The sequence below is a fragment of the Stutzerimonas urumqiensis genome (assembly GCF_003640395.1).
Taxonomy (GTDB): Bacteria; Pseudomonadota; Gammaproteobacteria; order Pseudomonadales; family Pseudomonadaceae; genus Stutzerimonas; species Stutzerimonas urumqiensis.
This window is the reverse complement of sequence record NZ_RBZQ01000003.1, coordinates 179,798-199,745: the sequence shown is the minus strand read 5'-3', so window position 1 is coordinate 199,745 and position 19,948 is coordinate 179,798. Positions and strand designations below refer to the sequence as shown.

Here is a 19,948-nt window from a genome sequence, read left to right as displayed (position 1 = left end):
GTCTAGCCGCGAGGGGGAGGCGGGACAAGGCTGTATCAAGAAAGTTTGATATAGAAGGGCGGCTGGCGACTGGCCGCCGTTTTAATCGTTTGCCCCCTGGGCGGCCACTGGGCGAAAATGTGCGCCCTTTTCGTTCCAGCCGTTCCCCGCAGGAGATCAGCGATGCCCAGCCGTCGTGAGCGAGCCAATGCCATCCGCGCACTGAGCATGGATGCCGTGCAGAAAGCCAACAGCGGCCACCCCGGTGCCCCGATGGGCATGGCGGACATCGCCGAAGTGCTCTGGCGCGACTACATGAAGCACAGCCCGACCAACCCGCAGTGGGCCGATCGCGACCGTTTCGTACTGTCCAACGGGCACGGCTCGATGCTGATCTACTCGCTGCTGCACCTGACCGGCTACGACCTGTCGATCGACGACCTGAAGAACTTCCGCCAGCTGCACAGCAAGACCCCGGGCCATCCGGAATACGGCTACACCGCCGGCGTCGAGACCACCACCGGCCCGCTGGGCCAGGGCGTGGCCAACGCGGTGGGTTTCGCGCTGGCCGAGAAGATCATGGCCGCGCAGTTCAACCGTCCGGGCCACACTGTCGTCGATCACTTCACCTACGTCTTCATGGGCGACGGCTGCATGATGGAGGGCATCAGCCACGAGGTGTGCTCGCTGGCCGGCACGCTCGGGTTGAACAAGCTGATCGCCTTCTATGACGACAACGGCATCTCCATCGACGGCGAGGTGCATGGCTGGTTCACCGACGACACGCCCAAGCGCTTCGAGGCCTACGGCTGGCAGGTGATCCGCAACGTCAACGGTCACGACGCCGACGAGATCAAGATGGCGCTGGAGACCGCGCGCAAGAGCGACCAGCCGACCCTGATCTGCTGCAAGACCATCATCGGCTTCGGTTCGCCGAACAAGCAGGGCAAGGAGGAATCGCACGGCGCGGCGCTGGGCGAGGCCGAAGTCGCCGCCACTCGCGAGGCCCTGGGCTGGACGCACGGTCCGTTCGAGATCCCGGCCGACATCTATGCCGAGTGGGATGCCAAGGAAGCCGGCGCCCAGGCCGAGAACGAGTGGAACCAGCGCTTCGCCGCCTACCAGGCCGAGTTCCCCGGTCTGGCCGCCGAGTTCAAGCGGCGCATGGCCGGTGAGTTGCCTGCCGACTTCGCCGAGAAGGCCTCCGCGTTCATCCGCGACGTCGCCACCAAGGGCGAGACTATTGCCAGCCGCAAGGCCAGCCAGAACTGCCTGAATGCCTTCGGCCCGCTGCTGCCGGAACTGCTCGGCGGCTCCGCGGACCTCGCCGGTTCCAACCTGACCCTGTGGAAAGGCTGCAAGCCGGTGGTGCAGGAAGACGCCTCGGGCAACTATATGTACTACGGCGTCCGTGAGTTCGGCATGAGCGCCATCATGAACGGCGTTGCCCTGCACGGCGGCCTGATTCCCTACGGCGCGACCTTCCTGATGTTCATGGAATACGCGCGCAACGCGGTGCGCATGTCGGCGCTGATGAAGCAGCGGGTGATCTACGTCTTCACCCACGATTCCATCGGCCTCGGCGAAGACGGCCCGACCCACCAGCCGGTCGAGCAGCTGGTCGCGCTGCGCACCACGCCGAACCTCGACACCTGGCGTCCGGCCGACACGGTCGAATCCGCCGTGGCCTGGAAGCACGCGCTCGAGCGCAAGGACGGCCCCAGCGCGCTGATCTTCTCGCGCCAGAACCTGCCGTATCACGTACGCGATCATGAGACCGAGGGCGCCATCGCCCGCGGTGGCTACATCCTGAAGAACTGCGCCGGCGAGCCGGAGCTGATCCTCATCGCCACCGGTTCGGAGGTGAGCCTGGCGGTACAGGCCGCTGACAAACTGACCGAACAGGGTCGCCAGGTGCGCGTGGTGTCGATGCCCTGCACCAGCGTGTTCGACGCGCAGGATGCCGCCTACAAGCAGCAGGTGCTGCCGGTGGAAGTCGGTGCGCGCATCGCCATCGAGGCGGCGCATGCGGACTACTGGTACAAGTACGTCGGCCTGGATGGCCGGGTCATCGGCATGACCACCTACGGCGAATCCGCCCCGGCGAACCAGCTGTTCGAGCATTTCGGATTCACCGTGGGCAACATCCTCGCGGTGGCCGAGGAGTTGCTGGAAGACTGATTGCGACGATAGCGGTGGATGACTTCGGTCATCCACCCTACGTGCTGGAAGACTGAAGCGGCTGTCTGGCGGCGCCAGGCGTAACTGCCTGTCGATTTGTAGGAGCGAGCCTGCTCGCGAAAATGTTCAACCGATTCGCGAGCACGCTCGCTCCTACGAGACTCTGGGGACACCATGCCGACCCAACCCTATCGCATCGCCCTCAACGGCTATGGCCGCATCGGTCGTTGCGTGCTGCGCGCGTACCACGAGCGCGGTGGCGATTTCCCGTTTCGGATCGTTGCGCTCAACGACCTGGCCGACATGGCCAGCGTGGAATACCTCACCCGCTTCGACTCGACCCACGGTCGCTTTCCCGGCGAGGTGAGGGTCGAGGGCGATGCGCTGCTGCTCGATGGCGAGCGTGTGCAGGTGCTGCGCGAACGCACGCCCGAGGCCGTCGACTGGCGTTCGCTGGACATCGACCTGGTGCTCGAATGCTCCGGCGCCTACAACAGCCGTGCCGAGGGCGAGCGGTTCATCCGTTCCGGCGCGCCGCGCGTGCTGTTTTCCCAGCCGATGGCCAGCGAGGCGGACGTCGACGCCACGCTGGTGCTCGGGGTCAACCACGGCGGCCTGACCGGCCGCGAGCGGCTGGTCTCCAACGCCTCCTGCACCACCAACTGCGGCGTGCCGCTGCTCAAGGTGCTGAACGAGACGGTCGGCATCGAGTACGCCTCGATCACGACCATCCACTCGGCGATGAACGATCAGCCCGTGATCGACGCCTACCACCACGACGATCTGCGACGTACCCGCTCGGCCTTCCAGTCGGTGATTCCGGTGTCGACCGGCCTGGCGCGCGGCATCGAGCGGTTGCTGCCGGAACTCTCCGGACGTATTCAGGCCAAAGCGGTGCGGGTGCCGACGGTGAATGTCTCCTGTCTGGACATCACCCTCCAGACGGCCCGCGACACCGATGCGCAGACGATCAACCGAGTGTTGCGTGAAGCCGCCGAGGTGGGGCCGCTGGCCGGGCTGATTGCCTATACCGAGCTACCCCACGCCAGCTGCGACTTCAACCACGACCCGCACTCGGCGATCGTCGACGGCAGCCTCACGCGGGTTTCCGGTCCGCGCCTGGTCAATCTGCTGGCCTGGTTCGACAACGAGTGGGGGTTCGCCAACCGCATGCTCGAAGTCGCGGATCTCTACCTCGGCGTCGCGCACCGCGCCTGAGTTGGACTCAACGTATCTGGATCAAGGGAACAAGGAATCGCCATGACCGTTTTGAAAATGACCGACCTGGACCTCCAGGGTAAGCGGGTACTGATCCGCGAAGACCTCAACGTCCCGGTGAAGGATGGCCAGGTCAAGAGTGACGCTCGCATCGTCGCCTCGCTGCCGACCATCAAGCTGGCCCTGGAGAAGGGCGCGGCGGTGATGGTCTGTTCGCACCTGGGGCGCCCGACCGAAGGCGAGCCGAGCGAAGAGAACAGCCTCAAGCCCGTGGCCGACTACCTGTCCAAGGCACTGGGCCGCGACGTGCCGCTGGTCACCGACTACCTCGGTGGCGTGCAGGTCGAGCCGGGCCAGGTGGTGCTGTTCGAGAACGTGCGCTTCAACAAGGGCGAGAAGAAGAATGCGGACGAGCTGGCGCAGAAGTACGCCGCCCTCTGCGATGTGTTCGTCATGGACGCCTTCGGCACCGCGCACCGTGCCGAAGGTTCGACGCACGGCGTGGCGAAGTTCGCGCCCATCGCCTGTGCCGGCCCGCTGCTGGCCGCCGAGCTGGACGCGCTGGGCAAGGCGCTGAAGAGCCCGGCCAAGCCGATGGCCGCGATCGTCGCCGGCTCCAAGGTATCGACCAAGCTGGACGTGCTGAACTCGCTGAGCCAGGTGTGCGACCAGCTGATCGTCGGCGGCGGCATCGCCAACACCTTCCTCGCAGCCGCGGGCCACAAGGTCGGCAAGTCGCTGTACGAGCCCGATCTGGTCGACACCGCCAAGGCTATCGCCGCCAAGGTCAGCGTGCCGCTGCCGGTGGATGTGGTGGTTGCCAAGGAATTTGCCGAGAGCGCCACGGCCACGGTCAAGCCCATCGAAGACGTCGCCGATGACGACATGATCCTCGACATCGGTCCGAAGACGGCCGCGCAGTTCGCCGAGTTGCTCAAGAGCTCGAAGACCGTCCTTTGGAACGGCCCGGTGGGCGTGTTCGAGTTCGACCAGTTTGGCGAGGGCACCAAGACCCTGGCCAAGGCCATCGCCGCGAGCGACGCCTTCTCCATCGCCGGCGGTGGCGACACCCTGGCGGCCATCGACAAGTACGGCGTGGCGCAGCAGATCTCCTACATCTCCACCGGTGGCGGTGCCTTCCTCGAGTTCGTCGAGGGCAAGGTGCTGCCGGCCGTCGAGATGCTCGAGCAACGGGCGAACTGACCGGCTCATGATTCGCGTGGCTGGCCGTGTGCCGGCAACCCCTGTCGCCGTCGGCGGTCTGTTGTTCTGTCACGACAGGAAACGGAGATTCACCATGCGCCACGCGATGCTGTTGTTGAGCCTGGGCCTCGTGGGATGTGCGGGCGGTCCGCCGGAGTCCGCCTGTGAGGTGTTCACCCCGCCACCGGCGATCAGCCCCACGGCCGAGAACGATCACCGGATCGAGGTACAGAGCACGGCCGACCCGACCATCATCAACACGCCGGAGGAACAGGCGTGCCCGTGATGCGACGAACTGGACGCGGGGCATGGCTGGGCGCGGGACTGCTCGCCATCGCCCTGACCGGGTGCAGTCACTGGCAGACCGGTGAGGACGCGCCCTTCACCCGTTGGGAATGTGCAGGCGGCAACTCCATCGCCTGGCGGTATGTCGACGAGGCGCGGCGAACCATCGATGTGCGTGTTGGCGACGATCAACGCGCCTATCGCTTGCGTCAGGAACCCTCGGCGTTCGGAACTTTCTACAGCGATGGCGTTCTGGCGTTTCATGACAGGGGCAGCCAGGCGCTGGTATACCGCGTGACGGATGACAAGGTGCTGGCCCACGGCTGCAGCGCCGCGTTGATCAACCTGCCGCTGGGGTAGGAACGAACAGCAAAGCCGTGCCCATGCAGCACGGCGCTTGAACACAGCGTGCCCTCTGCGGCAGGCTCCTTGCGATACAACCGACCCTAACCGGGAGACAGGAAAACACCATGGCACTCATCAGCATGCGCCAGTTGCTCGACCACGCCGCGGAGTTCGGCTACGGCGTGCCGGCCTTCAACGTCAACAACCTCGAGCAGATGCGCGCCATCATGGAAGCGGCTGACAAGACCGATTCCCCGGTGATCGTTCAGGCCTCGGCCGGTGCCCGCAAATATGCGGGTGCGCCCTTCCTGCGGCACCTTATCCTTGCCGCGGTCGAGGAATTTCCGCACATCCCGGTGGTGATGCACCAGGATCACGGCACCAGCCCCGACGTCTGCCAGCGCTCGATCCAGCTGGGCTTCTCGTCAGTGATGATGGACGGCTCGCTGCGTGAAGACGGCAAGACGCCATCGGATTACGACTACAACGTGCGCGTGACGCAGCAGACCGTCGCGTTCGCCCATGCCTGCGGCGTGTCGGTGGAAGGTGAGCTGGGCTGCCTCGGCAGCCTGGAAACCGGAATGGCCGGCGAGGAAGACGGCGTCGGTGCCGAGGGCATGCTGGATCACTCGCAGCTGCTGACCGATCCGGAAGAGGCCGCGCAGTTCGTCAAGGCCACCAAGGTCGACGCCCTGGCGATTGCCATCGGCACCAGCCACGGCGCCTACAAGTTCACCAAGCCGCCGACCGGCGACACCCTGTCGATCCAGCGCATCAAGGAAATCCACCAGCGCATCCCGGATACCCACCTGGTGATGCATGGCTCGTCGTCCGTGCCGCAGGAGTGGCTGGCGATCATCAACGAGTACGGCGGCGACATCAAAGAAACCTACGGCGTGCCGGTCGAGGAAATCGTCGAGGGCATCAAGCACGGCGTGCGCAAGGTGAACATCGACACCGACCTGCGGCTGGCGTCGACGGGGGCCATCCGTGAATTCATGGCGAAGAACCGCAGCGAATTCGATCCCCGCAAGTACCTCGCCAAGACCGTGACGGCCATGCGCGACATCTGTATCGCCCGCTACGAGGCATTCGGCACCGCCGGACAGGCCTCGAAGATCAAGCCGCTGTCGCTGGAAGTCATGTTCCAGCGCTACGCGGCGGGCGAACTGGATCCGAAAGTGAACTGATTCGCTGAACCGAACAAGAAACCCGCCTGTTGGCGGGTTTCTCGTTTCTAGGCTGCGGGCGACCGAGCTGTGCGGTCCACGAAGCCCACGCCAGCTGTGCAAATTCCGAAGCGCTCACGATCTGGAGCGCCGACGCTTGCGCCGGCCCGGCGGGCTCGGCAGAGTCTTGCTCCTGCCGGGCTGCGGCCTGGCATCTGGCTCGCGAAAGGACTCGACCATGCCATCCATCTACCAACTGAAGCCCGCCTTCCAAGGCCTGCTTCGGCCGCTGGTGATCCGGCTGTATCACGCCGGTATCACCGCCAATCAAGTCACGCTGTCGGCGGCGCTGATTTCGCTGCTCATCGGTGGCGTCGTCGCCCTGTTCGCCGCGCAGCCCTGGCTATTCGCACTGATTCCGCTGTGGATGCTGCTGCGCATGGCGCTCAACGCCATCGACGGCATGCTGGCCCGGGAGTTCGGCCAACAGTCGAGACTCGGCGCGTATCTGAACGAGCTGTGCGACATCGTGGCCGATGCCGCGTTGTACCTGCCTTTCGCGCTTCTGCCCGGTGTCTGGCCGGGCGCCGTCGTGCTCGTAACCTTGTTCGCGATGGTCAGCGAATATGCCGGCGTCATGGGCCCCCTCGCCGGGGCGAGTCGCCGATATGACGGCCCGATGGGCAAGAGCGATCGCGCGTTCGTCTTTGGCGTTCTTGCCGTCGGCGTTGCGTCTGGCGCGCTGCCCTCGGCCTGGTTGAACGCCTTCCTTGTGCTGATCGCCTTGCTTTGCGCCGTGACGACGCTCAACCGCGTGCGCAAGGGGCTACAGGAATAACCACAGGTATCGGAAAAGGAGTTTCCATGCGCGCTTCACAGCAGGCTTCCTTCAACACCCACGATGGCGTCGCGCTCTCGTATCGACATTGGCCGGCCACCGCCTCGCACGTCGGCGAGCGCCGCGCCGTGGTCATGTTTCACCGCGGCCATGAGCACGCCGGGCGGATCGCCCACCTGGTGGATGAGCTCGATCTGCCGGGCTTCGACTTCTTCGCCTGGGATGCGCGGGGGCACGGCTTGTCTCCCGGCGCGCGTGGCGACAGCCCCAGTTTTGGCACGAGCGTTCGGGATATTCAGACCTTCGTCGAGCATATCGGCGTCCACCATCAGATCGCCGAAGAAAACCTGGCGATCCTGGCGCAAAGCGTCGGAGCGGTCCTCGTCTCGACCTGGGCCCACGATTACGCGCCGCAGGTCCGCGCACTGGTACTCGCTTCGCCGGCCTTCAAGGTCAAGCTGTACGTGCCGTTTGCACGCGCCGGGTTGAAAGCTGCACGGGCGCTTCGTGGCAACTTCTTCGTCAACAGCTACGTCAAGGCGCGCTTGCTGACGCACGATCCGGCGCGAGTGGCTAGTTACGCCGCCGATCCGCTCATCGCCAAGGCCATTTCGGTGAATGTCCTGCTTGGCCTGTACGACGCGGCGGAGCGTGTGGTTGCCGATGCGCAGGCGATCCAGATCCCGACGCAGTTGCTGATTTCCGGCAGTGATTTCGTTGTCGAGCGCAGGCCGCAGGAGCTGTTCTATGAGCGCCTGGGCAATGTGCGGAAGGAGAAACACCTCCTGCCTGGCTTCTTTCACGACACCCTGGGCGAGCGCGATCGCCATCTTGCGCTGGGCCCGGCGCGCCGCTTCATCCTCAGCCAGTTCGAAGAAGCAGTACCGCAGCCTTCGCTGTTGAATGCGCACCGCGTCGGGGCGACCTGCGCCGAAGCCGAGTCGCTGGCGGCCCCGTTACCGCCGCGTTCCCTTCGTAATGGTTATTGGCGTGCCGCCCGCGCCGGCCTGCGTCTGGGCGCGACGGTTTCGGCCGGCGTGAAACTCGGCTTCGATAGCGGTTTCGATTCGGGCAGCACGCTCGACTACGTTTACCGCAACACACCCACTGGCAAGGGGCTGATCGGCCGGCTGATCGACCGCGGCTACCTTGATTCGATCGGTTGGCGCGGCATCCGGCAGCGCAAGGTACATGTCGAGGAATTGTTGCGCCTGGCGGCCGAGCGCTTGCGCAGTGCCGGCGAGCCGATACACATCCTGGATATTGCCGCCGGCCACGGCCGGTACGTCCTCGAGGCACTCCAGGGTCTGAACCCGCTTCCCGAATCGGTTCTTTTGCGTGACTACAGCGAGCGCAACGTGCGTGAGGGCAGTGCGCTGATCGACGCCAAGGGGCTCGGCGAGATCGCCCGCTTCGTCGAGGGGGATGCCTTCGATCGTGACGGCCTCGCCGGGCTCGCGCCGAGACCGACGCTTGCCGTGGTGTCCGGTCTTTATGAACTGTTCGGTGACAACAAGAGGGTGGGCGATTCGCTCGCCGGTGTCGCCGAGGCGCTTCGGACTGGTGGCTTTCTCGTCTATACGGGGCAGCCCTGGCATCCCCAGCTGGAGTTGATCGCACGGGTGTTGACCAGCCATCGAGAAGGCCAACCCTGGGTGATGCGTCGCCGTACCCAGGCCGAAATGGACCAGCTGGTCGCGGCGGCCGGGCTGGTGAAAGTTACCCAGCGTATCGATGAGTGGGGCATCTTCACCGTATCGCTGGCGTACAAGCCCCGCTGAGGGTCGTGCCGATGCCGCTTGGCGCCTTCCGCCGTCGGTAGCAGCCAGCCCTTTTGTACATGCGCGCTTCGCCAGCTTCCTCTGTCGCCATGCTCTCGCATGGCCGAATCGCAGCCGATCCAACAGAAATATCCCGAGACCGACCCATGTTCGAACGCCTCTTCGCCCACGCCATTACCGGTGCCGCACGCCTCATCACCGGTGCCCGCAGCCTCTGGCTCGGGTGCGCGCCCGTACCGACCAAGCGGATCTACTTTGCGAACCACTGCAGCCATGGCGACTTCGTGCTGCTGTGGGCATCCCTGCCGCCGAGCCTTCGCCCCCGCACCCGACCGGTCGCGGGCGCCGATTACTGGCAGAAGGGCGCCGTCCGGCGCTTCGTCATCAACCGCGTCTTCAACGGTGTGTTGATCGATCGGGACCGTAGCGATCCATCGGCCAACCCGCTACAGCCGATGCTCGACGCCCTGGACCTGGGCGATTCCCTGATCCTCTTCCCCGAGGGTACGCGCAACCAGGGCGATGGCTTGTTGCCGTTCAAGGGCGGCTTGTACCGGCTGGGCCAGGCGCGTCCCGAGGTTGAACTGGTCCCCGTGTGGATCGCCAATCTCAACCGGGTGATGCCCAAGGGCCGCGCCTTGCCGTTACCCCTGCTGTGCACCGTCAGCTTCGGCGAGCCGCTGAGCATCGGCCCCGCCGAAGCAAAGGAAGACTTCCTCGCGCGCGCCCGCGAGGCGCTGTTGGCCCTGGCACCGGAGCAAGCCTGATATGGATCGCAATACCCTCTTGCTGTTCATCGGGATCGGCCTGCTGCTGGCGATCGCATCCCTGATCGGTTACCTGCTCAAGCGCCGCGCCGGCGGTACCGAAAACCCGGTGATCGACAACCTCAATGCCCGCATCAATGCCTGGTGGGTGATGGTCGCGGTCATCGGCATCGCCTTCTGGCTGGGCCACACGGCAGTGGTGGTGCTGTTCTACCTGGTGTCGTTCTTCGCGCTGCGCGAGTTCATCACCCTCACGCCGACGCGCAGAAGCGACTACCCGGCGCTGGTCGCCGCCTTCTATTTCGTGTTGCCAATGCAGTACCTGCTGGTCGGCATCGGCTGGTACGGGATGTTCGCCATTTTCATCCCGGTCTACGTCTTCCTGTTGTTGCCGATCCTGGCGTCGCTCGGTGGCGATTCGACCCGCTTTCTCGAACGTGCCTCGAAGGTGCAGTGGGGCTTGATGATCGCCGTATTCTGCGTTTCGCACGTGCCGGCCCTGCTGACGCTGGACATCCGCGGCTACGAGGGGCGCAACCTGCTGCTCATCGCCTGGCTGGTGATGGTCGTCCAGCTGTCGGACGTATTGCAGTACGTCTGCGGCAAGCTGGCGGGTAAGCGGAAGATCGCCCCCAACCTGTCGCCCTCGAAGACGGTCGAAGGCTTCGTGGGCGGCGTTGCCCTGGCGACCGCCATCGGTGCCGCCCTGTTCTGGATCACGCCCTTCGCGCTCTGGCAGGCCGCACTCATCGCCCTGGCGGTCAACCTGCTGGGTTTCTTCGGCGGGATCGTGATGTCGGCGATCAAGCGTGACCGAGGCGTGAAGGACTGGGGCCACATGATCGAGGGGCACGGCGGCATGCTCGATCGGCTGGACTCGGTGTGCTTCGCCGCGCCGATTTTCTTCCACCTGGTGCGCTATTGGTGGGCCTGATCGCGTCGAGTGCCGCCGGAGCGGTTCCGTCGCCGGGCGTTGCCCGCAAGGGCGCAGGGCTACCCGCGTAGTTCGGCGACCAGGGCGGGCAGGCGCGCCATGTCATCGAAGGTGTCGCGCACGCCGAGCGCCTTGAGGATGCGGTCATGGCCGGGCTGGATATGGCTGGCACCGGTGAACCCCAGCACCGTCATGCCGGCGGCGAGGGCTGCCGTGGCGCCGGTCGTGCTGTCTTCGACCACCAGGCAGCGCGACGGCGCCACGCCCATCCGCTCGGCGGCCAGCAGGTAGACGTCCGGGGCCGGCTTGGGATGAACGACCATGTCGGCACTGAACAGATTGCCGGCGACCCGCTCGGTCAGCCCGGCGCGTTCCAGGCTCGACAGCACGTTGTGCCGCCGGCTGTTGGAGGCGACGGCCAGCGGCAGGTCGATCGCCAGCAGCGCCTCGCGCGCTCCGGGGATAGGCTCCACCTCCGCCTTTACACGCGCCTCGCTTTCGGCGCGCAGGTCATCGTCGAAGCTCGCCGGAATCCCCAGGCCGAACTCGCGTTCGATCTGTTCCAGGATGACCGGCACGGTCAGGCCGAAGGTGTCCTTGAGCAGCGGCTCGAGGGTTTCGGCCGGCACGTAGCGGGTGAGCGCATCGAACAGGACGCGATGGCTGATGATTTCACTGTCGACGAGCACACCGTCGCAGTCGCAGATCAGCAGGTCGAAGGCGGGCATTGGGACTCCGGTGATGATGTGGTCGGCGACGAAGCGTGCGTCATTCGAGCAGGCGGGTGATCTGGCTGCGCAAGCTGTCCAGAGAAAAGGGTTTCGCCAGCACCGGCGCGGAACGGGCGATGGGGCTGCCGGACTCGTAGATTTCGATCGGATAGCCGCTGATGAAAATGACCTTCAGGTCCGGCCTGAGCTTCAGTGCGGGTTCGGCGATCGCCACCCCAGATACGCCGCCTGGCAACCGGAAATCGCTCACCAGAAGATCGAGCTTCGGCTTGGTCGCCAGCACTTCGAACGCCTGAGTGGCATCCGCCGCTTCCAGCACCTGATACCCCTCGCCGGCAAGGTAATCCGACAGCAGGTTCAGGATATGAGGCTCGTCCTCGACCAGCAGGACGGTCCGTGGGCACGGCGGTAGGGTCATCTGGGCTATCTCGATTCCTGGCGAATGCAGGAACTACATGGGTAAGGCAGTTGGCGTCAAGGTTTGAGCCGGCAGCAGCGGGCAAGTTCAGGAAGGCTGGCTGTGGGGTGGCTGTGGCGGCTGAACAGCTTGCGCCTGGAGCCGGTACTTCCGGCGTGCGCGCAGGGGATGGCCGCCCGCGGGCCCGATGGCCGGGTTTCGTATTCGAAAAGGCGCGGCTTAAGCCATGTGAATCGATCTCAGATCCCTTTGAGGAACGGGCGCTGCGATGGCGCGACCGACCCTTCGGAACGCTAAGAGACTGCCCTGGCGACGGCACGACGGGCAACGCTTCGCCTGCTCGGCTGATCGGCCTCGCTCCGGCAGAATGCAAGCCCGGTTCGCGGCCGTCTTGCATTCTGCAAGACGGCGTCTGGCGAGTAGTTTTCATAACTATCTGATTTATAGAGGATTTTTTTACGCTTCAAACCTGGCACGATCACTGCTCCTAGGTCTGCGGCTGGACCTAACCGGAGTACACAACAATGAATCTTGCGCAACGCACCCTTATCGCTGCCTTTTCCGAATTCGATGTCGTGACCGAACCACGCCCTGATGGCGGCCTGCTGCTGACCCTGCGAAACGACGATCGCGTCATCCTCAAGCGAGCCATTTCTCGCGGACAGACCCAGACGGCCGTACAGCTCGACTGGGTGATCAGCTCCATCCGTCGTGACCTCGCGCTGGAAGCCGGCATGTCGCCGTCCATCGCGCATCTGCAGAGCCAGAGCCGCATCGGGCTGCCGACCTACGAATACGCCTGACGATCCGGGCGACGCACCGTGGCGTCGCTCTCTTGCTCGACGGGCCGCAGAGCCCGCGCGCGCCAAGCCGATGGGAGACCCACCATGAATGCGATCGAATTGCTCAAGCAGGACCATGAACGCGTCAAGGACATGCTGAACAAGCTGACCGAAACCGGCGAACGCGCCGTGAAAACGCGCACCGAGCTGCTGGAAAAGATCGAGCAGGAAATCAGCCTGCATACCCGCATCGAGGAGGAAGTGCTCTATCCCGCGCTGCGCCAGGAGGGCGACAAGGAAGAGGTCAAGATGACCCACGAAGCCAAGGAAGAACACCGCGCCGTGGACGACCTGGTACTGCCCGACCTGCTCAAGACCGACGTCGGTAGCCTGGAGTTCTCCGGGCGGGCCAAGGTGCTCAAGGAGCTGATGGAGCATCACATCGAGGAAGAAGAGTCGGAGATGTTCCCGATGTGCGAGAAGACCTTCGATGCCAAGCGCCTCGAAGAGATGGGCCAGCAGATGGCCGATCTGAAGAAGAGCCTGAAGAAGGCCAGCTGAACCTCCGCTCGCCAGCACCTGGCGCGGCGAGCGCTCCTCGTTCTACCCCGACGCTGGCATCGTGTGCAGCCGGTCGGCCAGGCTGCACTTCCCGACTGGCAGCCGGTCAACTCCCTGAATGCTTTCGCCGCCACGCGGCTCGTTCGAGGAGACATCCATGCGCCTGAAATACCTGTTGCCGCCCGTGTTCGGTCTGTTGCTCGCCGGCTGCGGGCCGGACGAACCCCAGGAGCAGCCCGATACCGCCCCGGAAGCGGCCACCGAGCTGAACGCGCCCGCACCGGAAGACACGCCCGGCGGCGCCGTACCGACCGAAGCGCCGGCCTCGCCGGGCCTGGGCGGTGGCGATGCGACCGGCGATGCGGTCGACACCGGGACGGGCATCACCTCCGGGGCAGCGGGTTCGGCGCCGGTCGACGGCGAGACCGGCTACGGCGCACCGCCGTCTCCCGCCGACAACGGCAGCGGACTGGGCACCGCATCGGGCGCCGGCGCTGCACCCGCTGGCGGAAGCGGGCCGAGCAACGGCGTCAAACCCTGATCATTCACGGCCGCCGGCACCCTTCGATGCCGGCGCATGAGGACACTGCATGAAACTCCATCCCCTGCTGCTGGCCCTGGCCTGCGGCGCACTGATAACCGGATGTTCACCGGAAGACGACGAAGAGGGCGCCCTCGGCAACTACGAGGACAACCCGCAGGAGTACTACAACACCGCCACCGATCCGGCCGGCCCGCGCGAGATCAACCCGCCGTCGGACGTGCCGAACCAGTGATCAGGCGTATTGCCCGGCGGCATAGCCCGACGCCCAGGCCCACTGGAAGTTGAAGCCGCCGAGGTGGCCGGTCACATCCAGCACCTCGCCCACGAAATACAGCCCCGGCGCCAGGCGCGATTCCATCGTCTTGGATGACACCTCGTCGGTATCCACGCCGCCCAGGGTGACCTCGGCGGTCCGGTAGCCCTCGGTGCCGGCCGGCTGCACCTGCCAGCCGCCGAGCCGCTGGGCGATGGTCGTCAGCTCCGCCGGGGCATATTGTTTGAGCGGGCGCGACGTGAACCAGGCCTCGGCGATCAGCACCGCCATCTTCCGCGTGAAGACCTCGCCGAGCAGGGTGCGCAGCTCGGTGTTGGGTCGCTGCGCTTGCTGGTCCTGCAGCCAGGCGAGCGGGTCGCGATCCGGCAGCAGGTCGATCTCGAGCGTATCGCCCGGCTGCCAGTACGAGGAAATCTGCAACATCGCCGGCCCGCTCAGGCCCCGGTGGGTGAAGAGCAGGTTCTCGTGGAAGGTCTGGCCGTTGCAGCTGACGCGGCACTCCAGCGCTGTGCCGGACAGCTCCTCGCACATCGCCTTGAGCGCCGGCTCGGTCACCGTGAAGGGAACCAGCCCGGCACGGGTCGGCAGCACCCGGTGGCCGAACTGACGCGCCACCTGGTAGCCGAAACCGCTCGCCCCGAGCGTCGGGATCGACAGGCCGCCGGTGGCCATCACCAGCGACTGGCACTCGAGGGTCTCGCCGGGCAGCGCGAGCCGATAGCCGGCCTCGATGCGCTCGATGCCCGTTACCGGCGTCTGGAGTCGAATCCGCGCACCGTGGCGATCGCATTCGGCGAGCAGCATGTCGAGGATGTCGTTGGCCTTGCGGTCGCAGAACAGCTGGCCGAGCTTCTTCTCGTGATAGGGGACCTCGTGGCGAGCGACCAGCGCCAGGAAGTCCCACTGGGTGTAGCGGGCCAGCGCCGACTTGCAGAAATGCGGGTTGGCGCCGAGGAAATTCGCCGGCTCGGTGTACAGGTTGGTGAAATTGCAGCGCCCGCCGCCCGACATGAGGATCTTCTTGCCGGCCTTGTTGGCGTGATCGAGCACCAGGACATGGCGACCGCGTGCGGCCGCGCTGGCTGCGCACATCAGACCGGCCGCCCCTGCGCCGATAACCACCACGTCCACTGCTTGCACCGCGACCTCCGCCCTGGCGAAAAAACGGCGCATGGTACCGCGTGCGGCGTTGCCTGCCACGGTCCGACCGGCGGATGCCGCGGCTTGTCATGCCGCTGTGGTTTACTGGCCGCTGATGTCACAAAGCCATGAAGGGCTGCTGATGAAACAGGGTCGATGGATATTGCTGTGCCTGCTGGGCGTTTGCCTGTCGGGTTGGACGGCGCCGGTGGTGCGCCTGGCCGGTGATGTCTGGCCGCCCTACACCGACAGCCGCCTGCCTGGCGACGGTCTGGCGATCTCGCTGGTCCGTACTGCGCTGGAGCGTGCCGGCTATCGCGTCGACTACGAGGAGATGCCCTGGCCGCGCGCGGTGTTGAGCCTCGAGCGCGGCCAGATCGACGGCCTGAGCGATTGGCACGGTGGCCAGCGCAGCCACATGGCGCTGCATTCGACGCCCTACCTGTACAACCACCTGCGCTGGATCGCCCGCGCGGAAGATCCGATCAAGGCATCCGACCTGACCGGCAAGCGCGTGGCGCTGGTCCGCGGCTACGTCTACACCGCAGTGCCCGAAGCGCTGGCGAGCATGGATCGCGTCTACGTGAACAGCTTCGCCTCGGCGCTGCGCATGCTCGAAGCGGGGCGAGTCGACCTTGCGCTCGAGGACAGCCGCACGGCACGTTCCCACATGGCGCACGATCCGGCGCTGTCAGCCGAGGCGTTTCGGCTGTTGCCGGGCAGTTTCAGCCGCAACGGCCTGTCACTGGTGATCCGGCAAAGCCATCCGCAGGCGGCGCAGATCATCGCCGACTTCGAGCGCGAGATCGCCGAGATGCGGGCCGACGGCACCTTCGATCGATTGATCGAGCACTACGACGCCGCGCTGCCGGAGGAACGGCTCGTCGCCGAGCCGGCGTCCTGATCAAGCGGTCGTGCCGCGCTCGCGGCGAATCAGGTGTGCGGCCATGCTGCGTAGCGGCCCGAGCTGCCGGCAGATCAGACCGAGCTGCGTCTGTACCAGCCGGTGCGCATCGTCCAGTTCGTCGGGCACCTGTTCCAGGTGCTGGGCCAGCGCATCCTCCTCATCGCTGTGGATGGCCACCGGCGTGCGGTTGGCGAGCCCCTCGGCCAGCTCGCTGAGGGCAGTGGCCAGGCGCTCGGTGGCCTCAGCGAGCAGCGCGTCGCTGGCGTCATCCGGCAGGCGTTCGCGGTGCGCACCCAGGGCCGATAGATAGTTGAGCAGGGTGTGCGAGAGCGTCAGGAAGCGAAAGCCCGTTTCGGCATCCTTACGAAAGTGGCCGGGCTCGAGCAGCATGTTCGACAGCGTGGTGGATAGCGCCGCATCGGCGTTGTGTGCGTTGCGGCGGGCCAGGCGATAGGCCAGGTCGTCGCGCTTGCCGGTCTCGTACTGTTGCATGATCTGGCGCAGGTAGTCGGCATTGCAGCTCAGCGTGTTGGCCACCACCCGGTTCAGGCGCCGGCCCTGCCAGTCCGGCAGGATCAGGAACACCGCTGCCGCCGCGACCAGGCTGCCGAGCAGGGTATCGATCAGCCGCGGCCAGATGAGCCCGTAGCCATCGCCGACCTGGTTGAAGCAGAACAGCACCAAAAGCGTGATGGCGCCGGTCGCCAGGGTATAGCGCGTGGTGCGCGTGGCGAAGAAGACCACACCGGCGACCACGGCGAACAGGGCCTGCACCTCGGGATCGGGAAAGAGGTCGAACAGTGCCCAGCCGGCCAGCAGGCCCAGCACCGTGCCGCCAATGCGCTGCACCAGCTTGATGCGTGTCGCGCCGTAGTTCGGCTGGCAGACGAAAACGGTGGTCAGCAGCACCCAGTAGCCCTGGTCCGGGTGGATGGTATGCAGCAGCGCGTAGCCGCCCAGCAGGGCGACGGCCATGCGCAAGGCATGACGGAACACCAGCGAGGTCGGCGTCAGTTGCTGGCGCACCCGTTCCAGCGCATCCCTGAACGAGCGCGGCTGGCGGTCGAACAGGGTGCTGTCCTGCTCGCCGGCCAGGGTGTCTGGGTTGCTCGCGTTGGCGAGCTGGCGCTGGAGCGTCGACAGGTTGCCCGACAGTGCGCGCAGCGACCGCAGCAGGCCGCGCCAGGCCGGGTTGTTCTGCGCGCGCAGGTAGTCCAGCGAGGCCTCCAGGTCCGCCAATGCCACGGCATTGTCGTCGCTGTGCCGGTAGGGCTGGTCGAACTGGATCGCCTCGCCCAGCTCCAGACATCCGCACGCTTGCAGGCGCAGCAGGCGCTGGCAGCGGAACAGCACGTCGCTGTGAAAGAACGCCTCGGCCAACGCCTGGTAGGGGTAGTGGGATGAGCTGGCACGCTCGTGCAGGTCCTGCGCGAGGAAATACAGCTTGAGGTAGGCGTTGATGGTCGCGCCCGGGCGGCCCTGGCCGAGGCGGTTGAGCAGGCTTTCCTTGGCCGCGTTGAGCGCGCCCACGACCCGGCCGTTCTGGCGCGCCAGTGCCAACCGGCGCGCCTCGATGTCGAGCTGGCGCACCGGCTCGAGCAGATCGGCCTTGAGCCGGAAATACTGGCCCAGCTCGCGGTAGACCCGCGCCAGCCCCTGCTGCACCGGCTGGTGGCTGAACAGGGCGTTCCAGATCACCGACAGCGCCCCATACCAGGCCGCTCCGGCCAACAACAGCAACGGATCGCGCCAGAACGGGCCGGTCGCCGCATGCTGATCGGCGGCGATCATGCTGTAGATCGACAGGATCAGTGTTGCCGAAGCGATGGTGCCGTAGCGCTCGCCCAGAGTGCCGAGCATGACCAGCACGAAGGTCGAGCCGGCGAGCCCGAGGGCGAACAGCCAGGGGTAGGGGAACAGCGCCTGCACGGCGAACGCGGCGATGCCGAAGCAGACCAGCGTCACGCTCAGGCCGCCGAGCCGCCCCCGCCAGCTGTCGTCGGTTTCGGCCAGTGCGCTGGCGATGATGCCGAGGAACAGCGGAATGATCAGCGCCGGGCGATCCAGCCAGCCGCTCAGGCCCATCGCCCCGGCCAGGGCGACGAATACCCGCAGGCTGTAGCCGAACTTGTCCAGTGCCCAGAGGCGGCGCAGCGAGCGGAGGAAGGAAGGTGCGGTCATGAACGGCCTTGATCGAAGGAATTGCTGGCGTCACAAGAATGGCACAGGCGAGGTTGCAGTTTCCCGCCAACCGCCCGCTTGGCTTCTTCATGGCGATGCAACGCAAGCGTAACCGTAATGCCCCATCGAGCCTGTATCTCTGATCCGGCCTGATAACCCCGCGTGCATTCGCCGAAGAGGAGATAACAACGATGACCCAGGAACACGATTCCAGCCGCCGCCGCCTGCTCAAGGGCAGCATGATCGCCGCCGCCGTCGCCACCACGCCGCTGCTGGGCACGCTCGAGGCCTTCGCGGCGCGCCAGCAGCGCGGCCAGGGCACGCTGATGGCCGGCCGCAGCCCGTACGGCCCGCTGCGTCCGACCACCGACCAGGCGACCGGCCTGGACCTGCTGCAACTGCCCGAAGGCTTCCAGTACCGCAGCTTTTCCTGGACTGGCGATCTGATGGAAAACGGCCAGCCGGTGCCTCCGTCGCATGACGGCATGGGCGTTATCGCCGTACAGCGGGGCGCGCGGGGCACCGAAATGGTGCTGGTGCGCAACCACGAGGCCGGCACCGGCCCGCTCATCGAAGCGACCGGCGTCTATGACGGCGTCACCCTCGCCAATGGTCAGCGCCCGGCGGGCGGCACCACCAACCTCTATGTACCGCGCAGCATCCGCCAGCCGGTTCGCACCGTGCCGAGCCTGGGCGGCACGCGCACCAACTGCGCCGGCGGCGTGACGCCCTGGGGCACCTGGCTGTCGTGCGAAGAGACCACGGCCGACTACTCCAGCGTCGGCGGCCGCCAGCACGGCTACGTCTTCGAGGTGACCGCCAACCCGGCGCTGACCACCGGGCAGCCGATCGTCCAGATGGGGCGCTTCGCCCATGAGGCCGTGGCGGTCGATCCGCGCAACAGCTACGTCTACCTGACCGAAGACAACCGCAACAGCGCCGGCTACTACCGCTACATCCCGACCGATGCCAGCCAGCAGCCGGGTTCGCTGGCGGTCGGCGGCATCCTGCAGGCCGCCCGCGTGCGCAACGTCGCTCAGGCCGACCTGCTCGCGCCGCGCAAGGGCGCCAGCTATCAGCTGGAATGGGTCGAAGTGCCGAACCCGGACCTCGCACCGCAGGGCGGCGAGAGCGGTCCGTTCTTCCAGGCCCGTGCCGCCGGCGGTCTGCGCATGAGCCGCGGGGAGGGCATCTGGTTCAGCGAGGGCAAGCTGTTCATCGTCGACACCAGTGCCGGCGTCGATGCCCAGGGCCGCGAGGGATACGGCAACGGCGCGGTGTGGGTGCACGACCTGGCGACCGACCGCCTGACCTGCCTGTTCGCCTCGGACAACGAGCTGATCGCCAACAACCCCGACAACATCACCGTCAGCCCGCGCGGCGGCGTGCTGCTCTGCGAAGACGGTGGCGGCGTGGACGACGAGTTCGGCTTCGGCGAGCGTCTGCTCGGCCTGTCGCGCGAGGGCGAGGCGTTCATCTTCGCCAAGAACAACATCGTGTTCGATGACGTGCAGGCCGCCAACGCGGGCAAGAACGTCTCTGGCGGCGACTACCGCAACAAGGAATTCTGCGGCGCCTGCTTCGATCCGACCGGGCAGTTCCTGTTCGTCAACGCGCAGACCCCCGGCATCACTTTCGCCATCTGGGGCCCCTGGGCGCGCGGTGCGCTGTAAGCGGCCGATGCCTTGAAAGCGGGCCGGAAGGCGGGTG

Annotated in this window: 20 protein-coding genes; 16 read left to right on the top strand and 4 right to left on the bottom strand. The window is 66.0% G+C overall.

What is annotated here, in order from left to right; translation table 11 throughout:
• Window positions 1-162: 162 nt before the first annotated feature.
• The 10 genes from tkt (at window position 163) to D7325_RS06900 (ending at window position 10,700) form a co-directional block, all read left to right on the top strand.
• Entirely contained in the window at window positions 163-2,160 is a 1,998-nt protein-coding gene (tkt, locus tag D7325_RS06945; RefSeq protein WP_120994823.1) for a transketolase, read from the top strand.
• 174 nt (window positions 2,161-2,334) lie between these two features.
• Window positions 2,335-3,378: an erythrose-4-phosphate dehydrogenase gene (gene epd, locus D7325_RS06940; RefSeq protein WP_120994822.1), complete on the top strand. Its 1,044-nt coding sequence runs from the start codon at window positions 2,335-2,337 to the stop codon at window positions 3,376-3,378.
• A gap of 42 nt (window positions 3,379-3,420) precedes the next feature.
• Window positions 3,421-4,581 (top strand): phosphoglycerate kinase, encoded by a 1,161-nt coding sequence (locus D7325_RS06935; RefSeq protein WP_120994821.1) that lies wholly within the window; start codon window positions 3,421-3,423, stop codon window positions 4,579-4,581.
• Window positions 4,582-4,675: 94 nt separating this feature from the next.
• Window positions 4,676-4,867: a hypothetical protein gene (locus D7325_RS06930; RefSeq protein ID WP_120994820.1), complete on the top strand. Its 192-nt coding sequence runs from the start codon at window positions 4,676-4,678 to the stop codon at window positions 4,865-4,867.
• Window positions 4,867-5,226, top strand: a complete 360-nt coding sequence (locus D7325_RS06925) for an MliC family protein (protein ID WP_120994819.1) — start codon at window positions 4,867-4,869, stop codon at window positions 5,224-5,226. The genes D7325_RS06930 and D7325_RS06925 overlap by 1 nt, the downstream gene beginning before the upstream one ends.
• Before the next feature lie 110 nt (window positions 5,227-5,336).
• Window positions 5,337-6,401 (top strand): class II fructose-bisphosphate aldolase, encoded by a 1,065-nt coding sequence (gene fba / locus D7325_RS06920; RefSeq protein WP_120994818.1) that lies wholly within the window; start codon window positions 5,337-5,339, stop codon window positions 6,399-6,401.
• Window positions 6,402-6,618: 217 nt separating this feature from the next.
• Entirely contained in the window at window positions 6,619-7,218 is a 600-nt protein-coding gene (locus D7325_RS06915; protein ID WP_120994817.1) for a CDP-alcohol phosphatidyltransferase family protein, read from the top strand.
• A 26-nt stretch (window positions 7,219-7,244) separates the two neighbouring features.
• Window positions 7,245-8,999, top strand: a complete 1,755-nt coding sequence (locus tag D7325_RS06910; protein ID WP_120994816.1) for a bifunctional alpha/beta hydrolase/class I SAM-dependent methyltransferase — start codon at window positions 7,245-7,247, stop codon at window positions 8,997-8,999.
• A gap of 146 nt (window positions 9,000-9,145) precedes the next feature.
• Window positions 9,146-9,766: a lysophospholipid acyltransferase family protein gene (locus D7325_RS06905; RefSeq protein ID WP_120994815.1), complete on the top strand. Its 621-nt coding sequence runs from the start codon at window positions 9,146-9,148 to the stop codon at window positions 9,764-9,766.
• 1 nt (window position 9,767) lies between these two features.
• Window positions 9,768-10,700 (top strand): phosphatidate cytidylyltransferase, encoded by a 933-nt coding sequence (locus D7325_RS06900; RefSeq protein WP_120994814.1) that lies wholly within the window; start codon window positions 9,768-9,770, stop codon window positions 10,698-10,700.
• A 59-nt stretch (window positions 10,701-10,759) separates the two neighbouring features.
• Here the strand turns inward: D7325_RS06900 and D7325_RS06895 are convergent, their stop codons facing one another.
• Entirely contained in the window at window positions 10,760-11,428 is a 669-nt protein-coding gene (locus tag D7325_RS06895) for an HAD-IA family hydrolase (protein ID WP_120994813.1), read from the bottom strand.
• Between the two features lie 40 nt (window positions 11,429-11,468).
• Entirely contained in the window at window positions 11,469-11,849 is a 381-nt protein-coding gene (locus D7325_RS06890; protein WP_120994812.1) for a response regulator, read from the bottom strand.
• Window positions 11,850-12,373: 524 nt separating this feature from the next.
• Between D7325_RS06890 and D7325_RS06885 the strand changes: the two genes are divergently transcribed.
• The 4 genes from D7325_RS06885 (at window position 12,374) to D7325_RS06870 (ending at window position 13,968) form a co-directional block, all read left to right on the top strand.
• Window positions 12,374-12,652, top strand: coding sequence for a DUF3509 domain-containing protein (locus D7325_RS06885; RefSeq protein WP_120994811.1), 279 nt, complete (start codon window positions 12,374-12,376; stop codon window positions 12,650-12,652).
• A gap of 84 nt (window positions 12,653-12,736) precedes the next feature.
• Complete coding sequence (locus tag D7325_RS06880; RefSeq protein WP_120994810.1) at window positions 12,737-13,192, top strand: PA2171 family ribosome-binding persister protein; 456 nt, start codon at window positions 12,737-12,739, stop codon at window positions 13,190-13,192.
• A gap of 157 nt (window positions 13,193-13,349) precedes the next feature.
• Window positions 13,350-13,733, top strand: a complete 384-nt coding sequence (locus D7325_RS06875) for a hypothetical protein (protein WP_120994809.1) — start codon at window positions 13,350-13,352, stop codon at window positions 13,731-13,733.
• A gap of 49 nt (window positions 13,734-13,782) precedes the next feature.
• Window positions 13,783-13,968: a hypothetical protein gene (locus D7325_RS06870; RefSeq protein WP_120994808.1), complete on the top strand. Its 186-nt coding sequence runs from the start codon at window positions 13,783-13,785 to the stop codon at window positions 13,966-13,968.
• Here D7325_RS06870 and D7325_RS06865 read toward each other — a convergent pair whose 3' ends face one another.
• Entirely contained in the window at window positions 13,969-15,183 is a 1,215-nt protein-coding gene (locus D7325_RS06865) for a BaiN/RdsA family NAD(P)/FAD-dependent oxidoreductase (RefSeq protein WP_425452268.1), read from the bottom strand.
• Between the two features lie 109 nt (window positions 15,184-15,292).
• Here D7325_RS06865 and D7325_RS06860 point away from each other — a divergent pair, with 109 nt between their 5' ends.
• Window positions 15,293-16,054 carry a substrate-binding periplasmic protein gene (locus tag D7325_RS06860; RefSeq protein WP_162988014.1) on the top strand — a complete coding sequence of 254 codons (762 nt, stop codon included), beginning with the start codon at window positions 15,293-15,295 and terminating at the stop codon, window positions 16,052-16,054.
• On the opposite strand, the gene yccS is transcribed toward D7325_RS06860, so the two are convergent.
• A complete protein-coding gene (gene yccS / locus D7325_RS06855; protein ID WP_120994806.1) occupies window positions 16,055-18,238 on the bottom strand; it encodes a YccS family putative transporter in 2,184 nt (727 codons plus the stop codon). It abuts the gene before it with no gap.
• Window positions 18,239-18,429: 191 nt separating this feature from the next.
• Between yccS and D7325_RS06850 the strand changes: the two genes are divergently transcribed.
• Complete coding sequence (locus tag D7325_RS06850) at window positions 18,430-19,911, top strand: alkaline phosphatase PhoX (protein ID WP_120994805.1); 1,482 nt, start codon at window positions 18,430-18,432, stop codon at window positions 19,909-19,911.
• The last annotated feature ends 37 nt before the right edge of the window (window positions 19,912-19,948 follow it).

What these genes read in the sequence shown, in the direction of transcription:
- D7325_RS06870 (WP_120994808.1), top strand. Translation starts at nt 13,783, where the DNA reads ATGAAACTCCATCCCCTGCTGCTGGCCCTGGCCTGCGGCGCACTGATA.
- yccS (WP_120994806.1), bottom strand. Translation starts at nt 18,238, where the DNA reads ATGACCGCACCTTCCTTCCTCCGCTCGCTGCGCCGCCTCTGGGCACTG.
- D7325_RS06850 (WP_120994805.1), top strand. Translation starts at nt 18,430, where the DNA reads ATGACCCAGGAACACGATTCCAGCCGCCGCCGCCTGCTCAAGGGCAGC.
- D7325_RS06885 (WP_120994811.1), top strand. Translation starts at nt 12,374, where the DNA reads ATGAATCTTGCGCAACGCACCCTTATCGCTGCCTTTTCCGAATTCGAT.
- epd (WP_120994822.1), top strand. Translation starts at nt 2,335, where the DNA reads ATGCCGACCCAACCCTATCGCATCGCCCTCAACGGCTATGGCCGCATC.
- D7325_RS06895 (WP_120994813.1), bottom strand. Translation starts at nt 11,428, where the DNA reads ATGCCCGCCTTCGACCTGCTGATCTGCGACTGCGACGGTGTGCTCGTC.
- D7325_RS06865 (WP_425452268.1), bottom strand. Translation starts at nt 15,183, where the DNA reads ATGCGCCGTTTTTTCGCCAGGGCGGAGGTCGCGGTGCAAGCAGTGGAC.
- D7325_RS06910 (WP_120994816.1), top strand. Translation starts at nt 7,245, where the DNA reads ATGCGCGCTTCACAGCAGGCTTCCTTCAACACCCACGATGGCGTCGCG.
- D7325_RS06860 (WP_162988014.1), top strand. Translation starts at nt 15,293, where the DNA reads ATGAAACAGGGTCGATGGATATTGCTGTGCCTGCTGGGCGTTTGCCTG.
- D7325_RS06915 (WP_120994817.1), top strand. Translation starts at nt 6,619, where the DNA reads ATGCCATCCATCTACCAACTGAAGCCCGCCTTCCAAGGCCTGCTTCGG.
- D7325_RS06905 (WP_120994815.1), top strand. Translation starts at nt 9,146, where the DNA reads ATGTTCGAACGCCTCTTCGCCCACGCCATTACCGGTGCCGCACGCCTC.
- D7325_RS06875 (WP_120994809.1), top strand. Translation starts at nt 13,350, where the DNA reads ATGCGCCTGAAATACCTGTTGCCGCCCGTGTTCGGTCTGTTGCTCGCC.
- D7325_RS06900 (WP_120994814.1), top strand. Translation starts at nt 9,768, where the DNA reads ATGGATCGCAATACCCTCTTGCTGTTCATCGGGATCGGCCTGCTGCTG.
- fba (WP_120994818.1), top strand. Translation starts at nt 5,337, where the DNA reads ATGGCACTCATCAGCATGCGCCAGTTGCTCGACCACGCCGCGGAGTTC.
- D7325_RS06935 (WP_120994821.1), top strand. Translation starts at nt 3,421, where the DNA reads ATGACCGTTTTGAAAATGACCGACCTGGACCTCCAGGGTAAGCGGGTA.
- D7325_RS06930 (WP_120994820.1), top strand. Translation starts at nt 4,676, where the DNA reads ATGCGCCACGCGATGCTGTTGTTGAGCCTGGGCCTCGTGGGATGTGCG.
- tkt (WP_120994823.1), top strand. Translation starts at nt 163, where the DNA reads ATGCCCAGCCGTCGTGAGCGAGCCAATGCCATCCGCGCACTGAGCATG.
- D7325_RS06880 (WP_120994810.1), top strand. Translation starts at nt 12,737, where the DNA reads ATGAATGCGATCGAATTGCTCAAGCAGGACCATGAACGCGTCAAGGAC.
- D7325_RS06925 (WP_120994819.1), top strand. Translation starts at nt 4,867, where the DNA reads ATGCGACGAACTGGACGCGGGGCATGGCTGGGCGCGGGACTGCTCGCC.
- D7325_RS06890 (WP_120994812.1), bottom strand. Translation starts at nt 11,849, where the DNA reads ATGACCCTACCGCCGTGCCCACGGACCGTCCTGCTGGTCGAGGACGAG.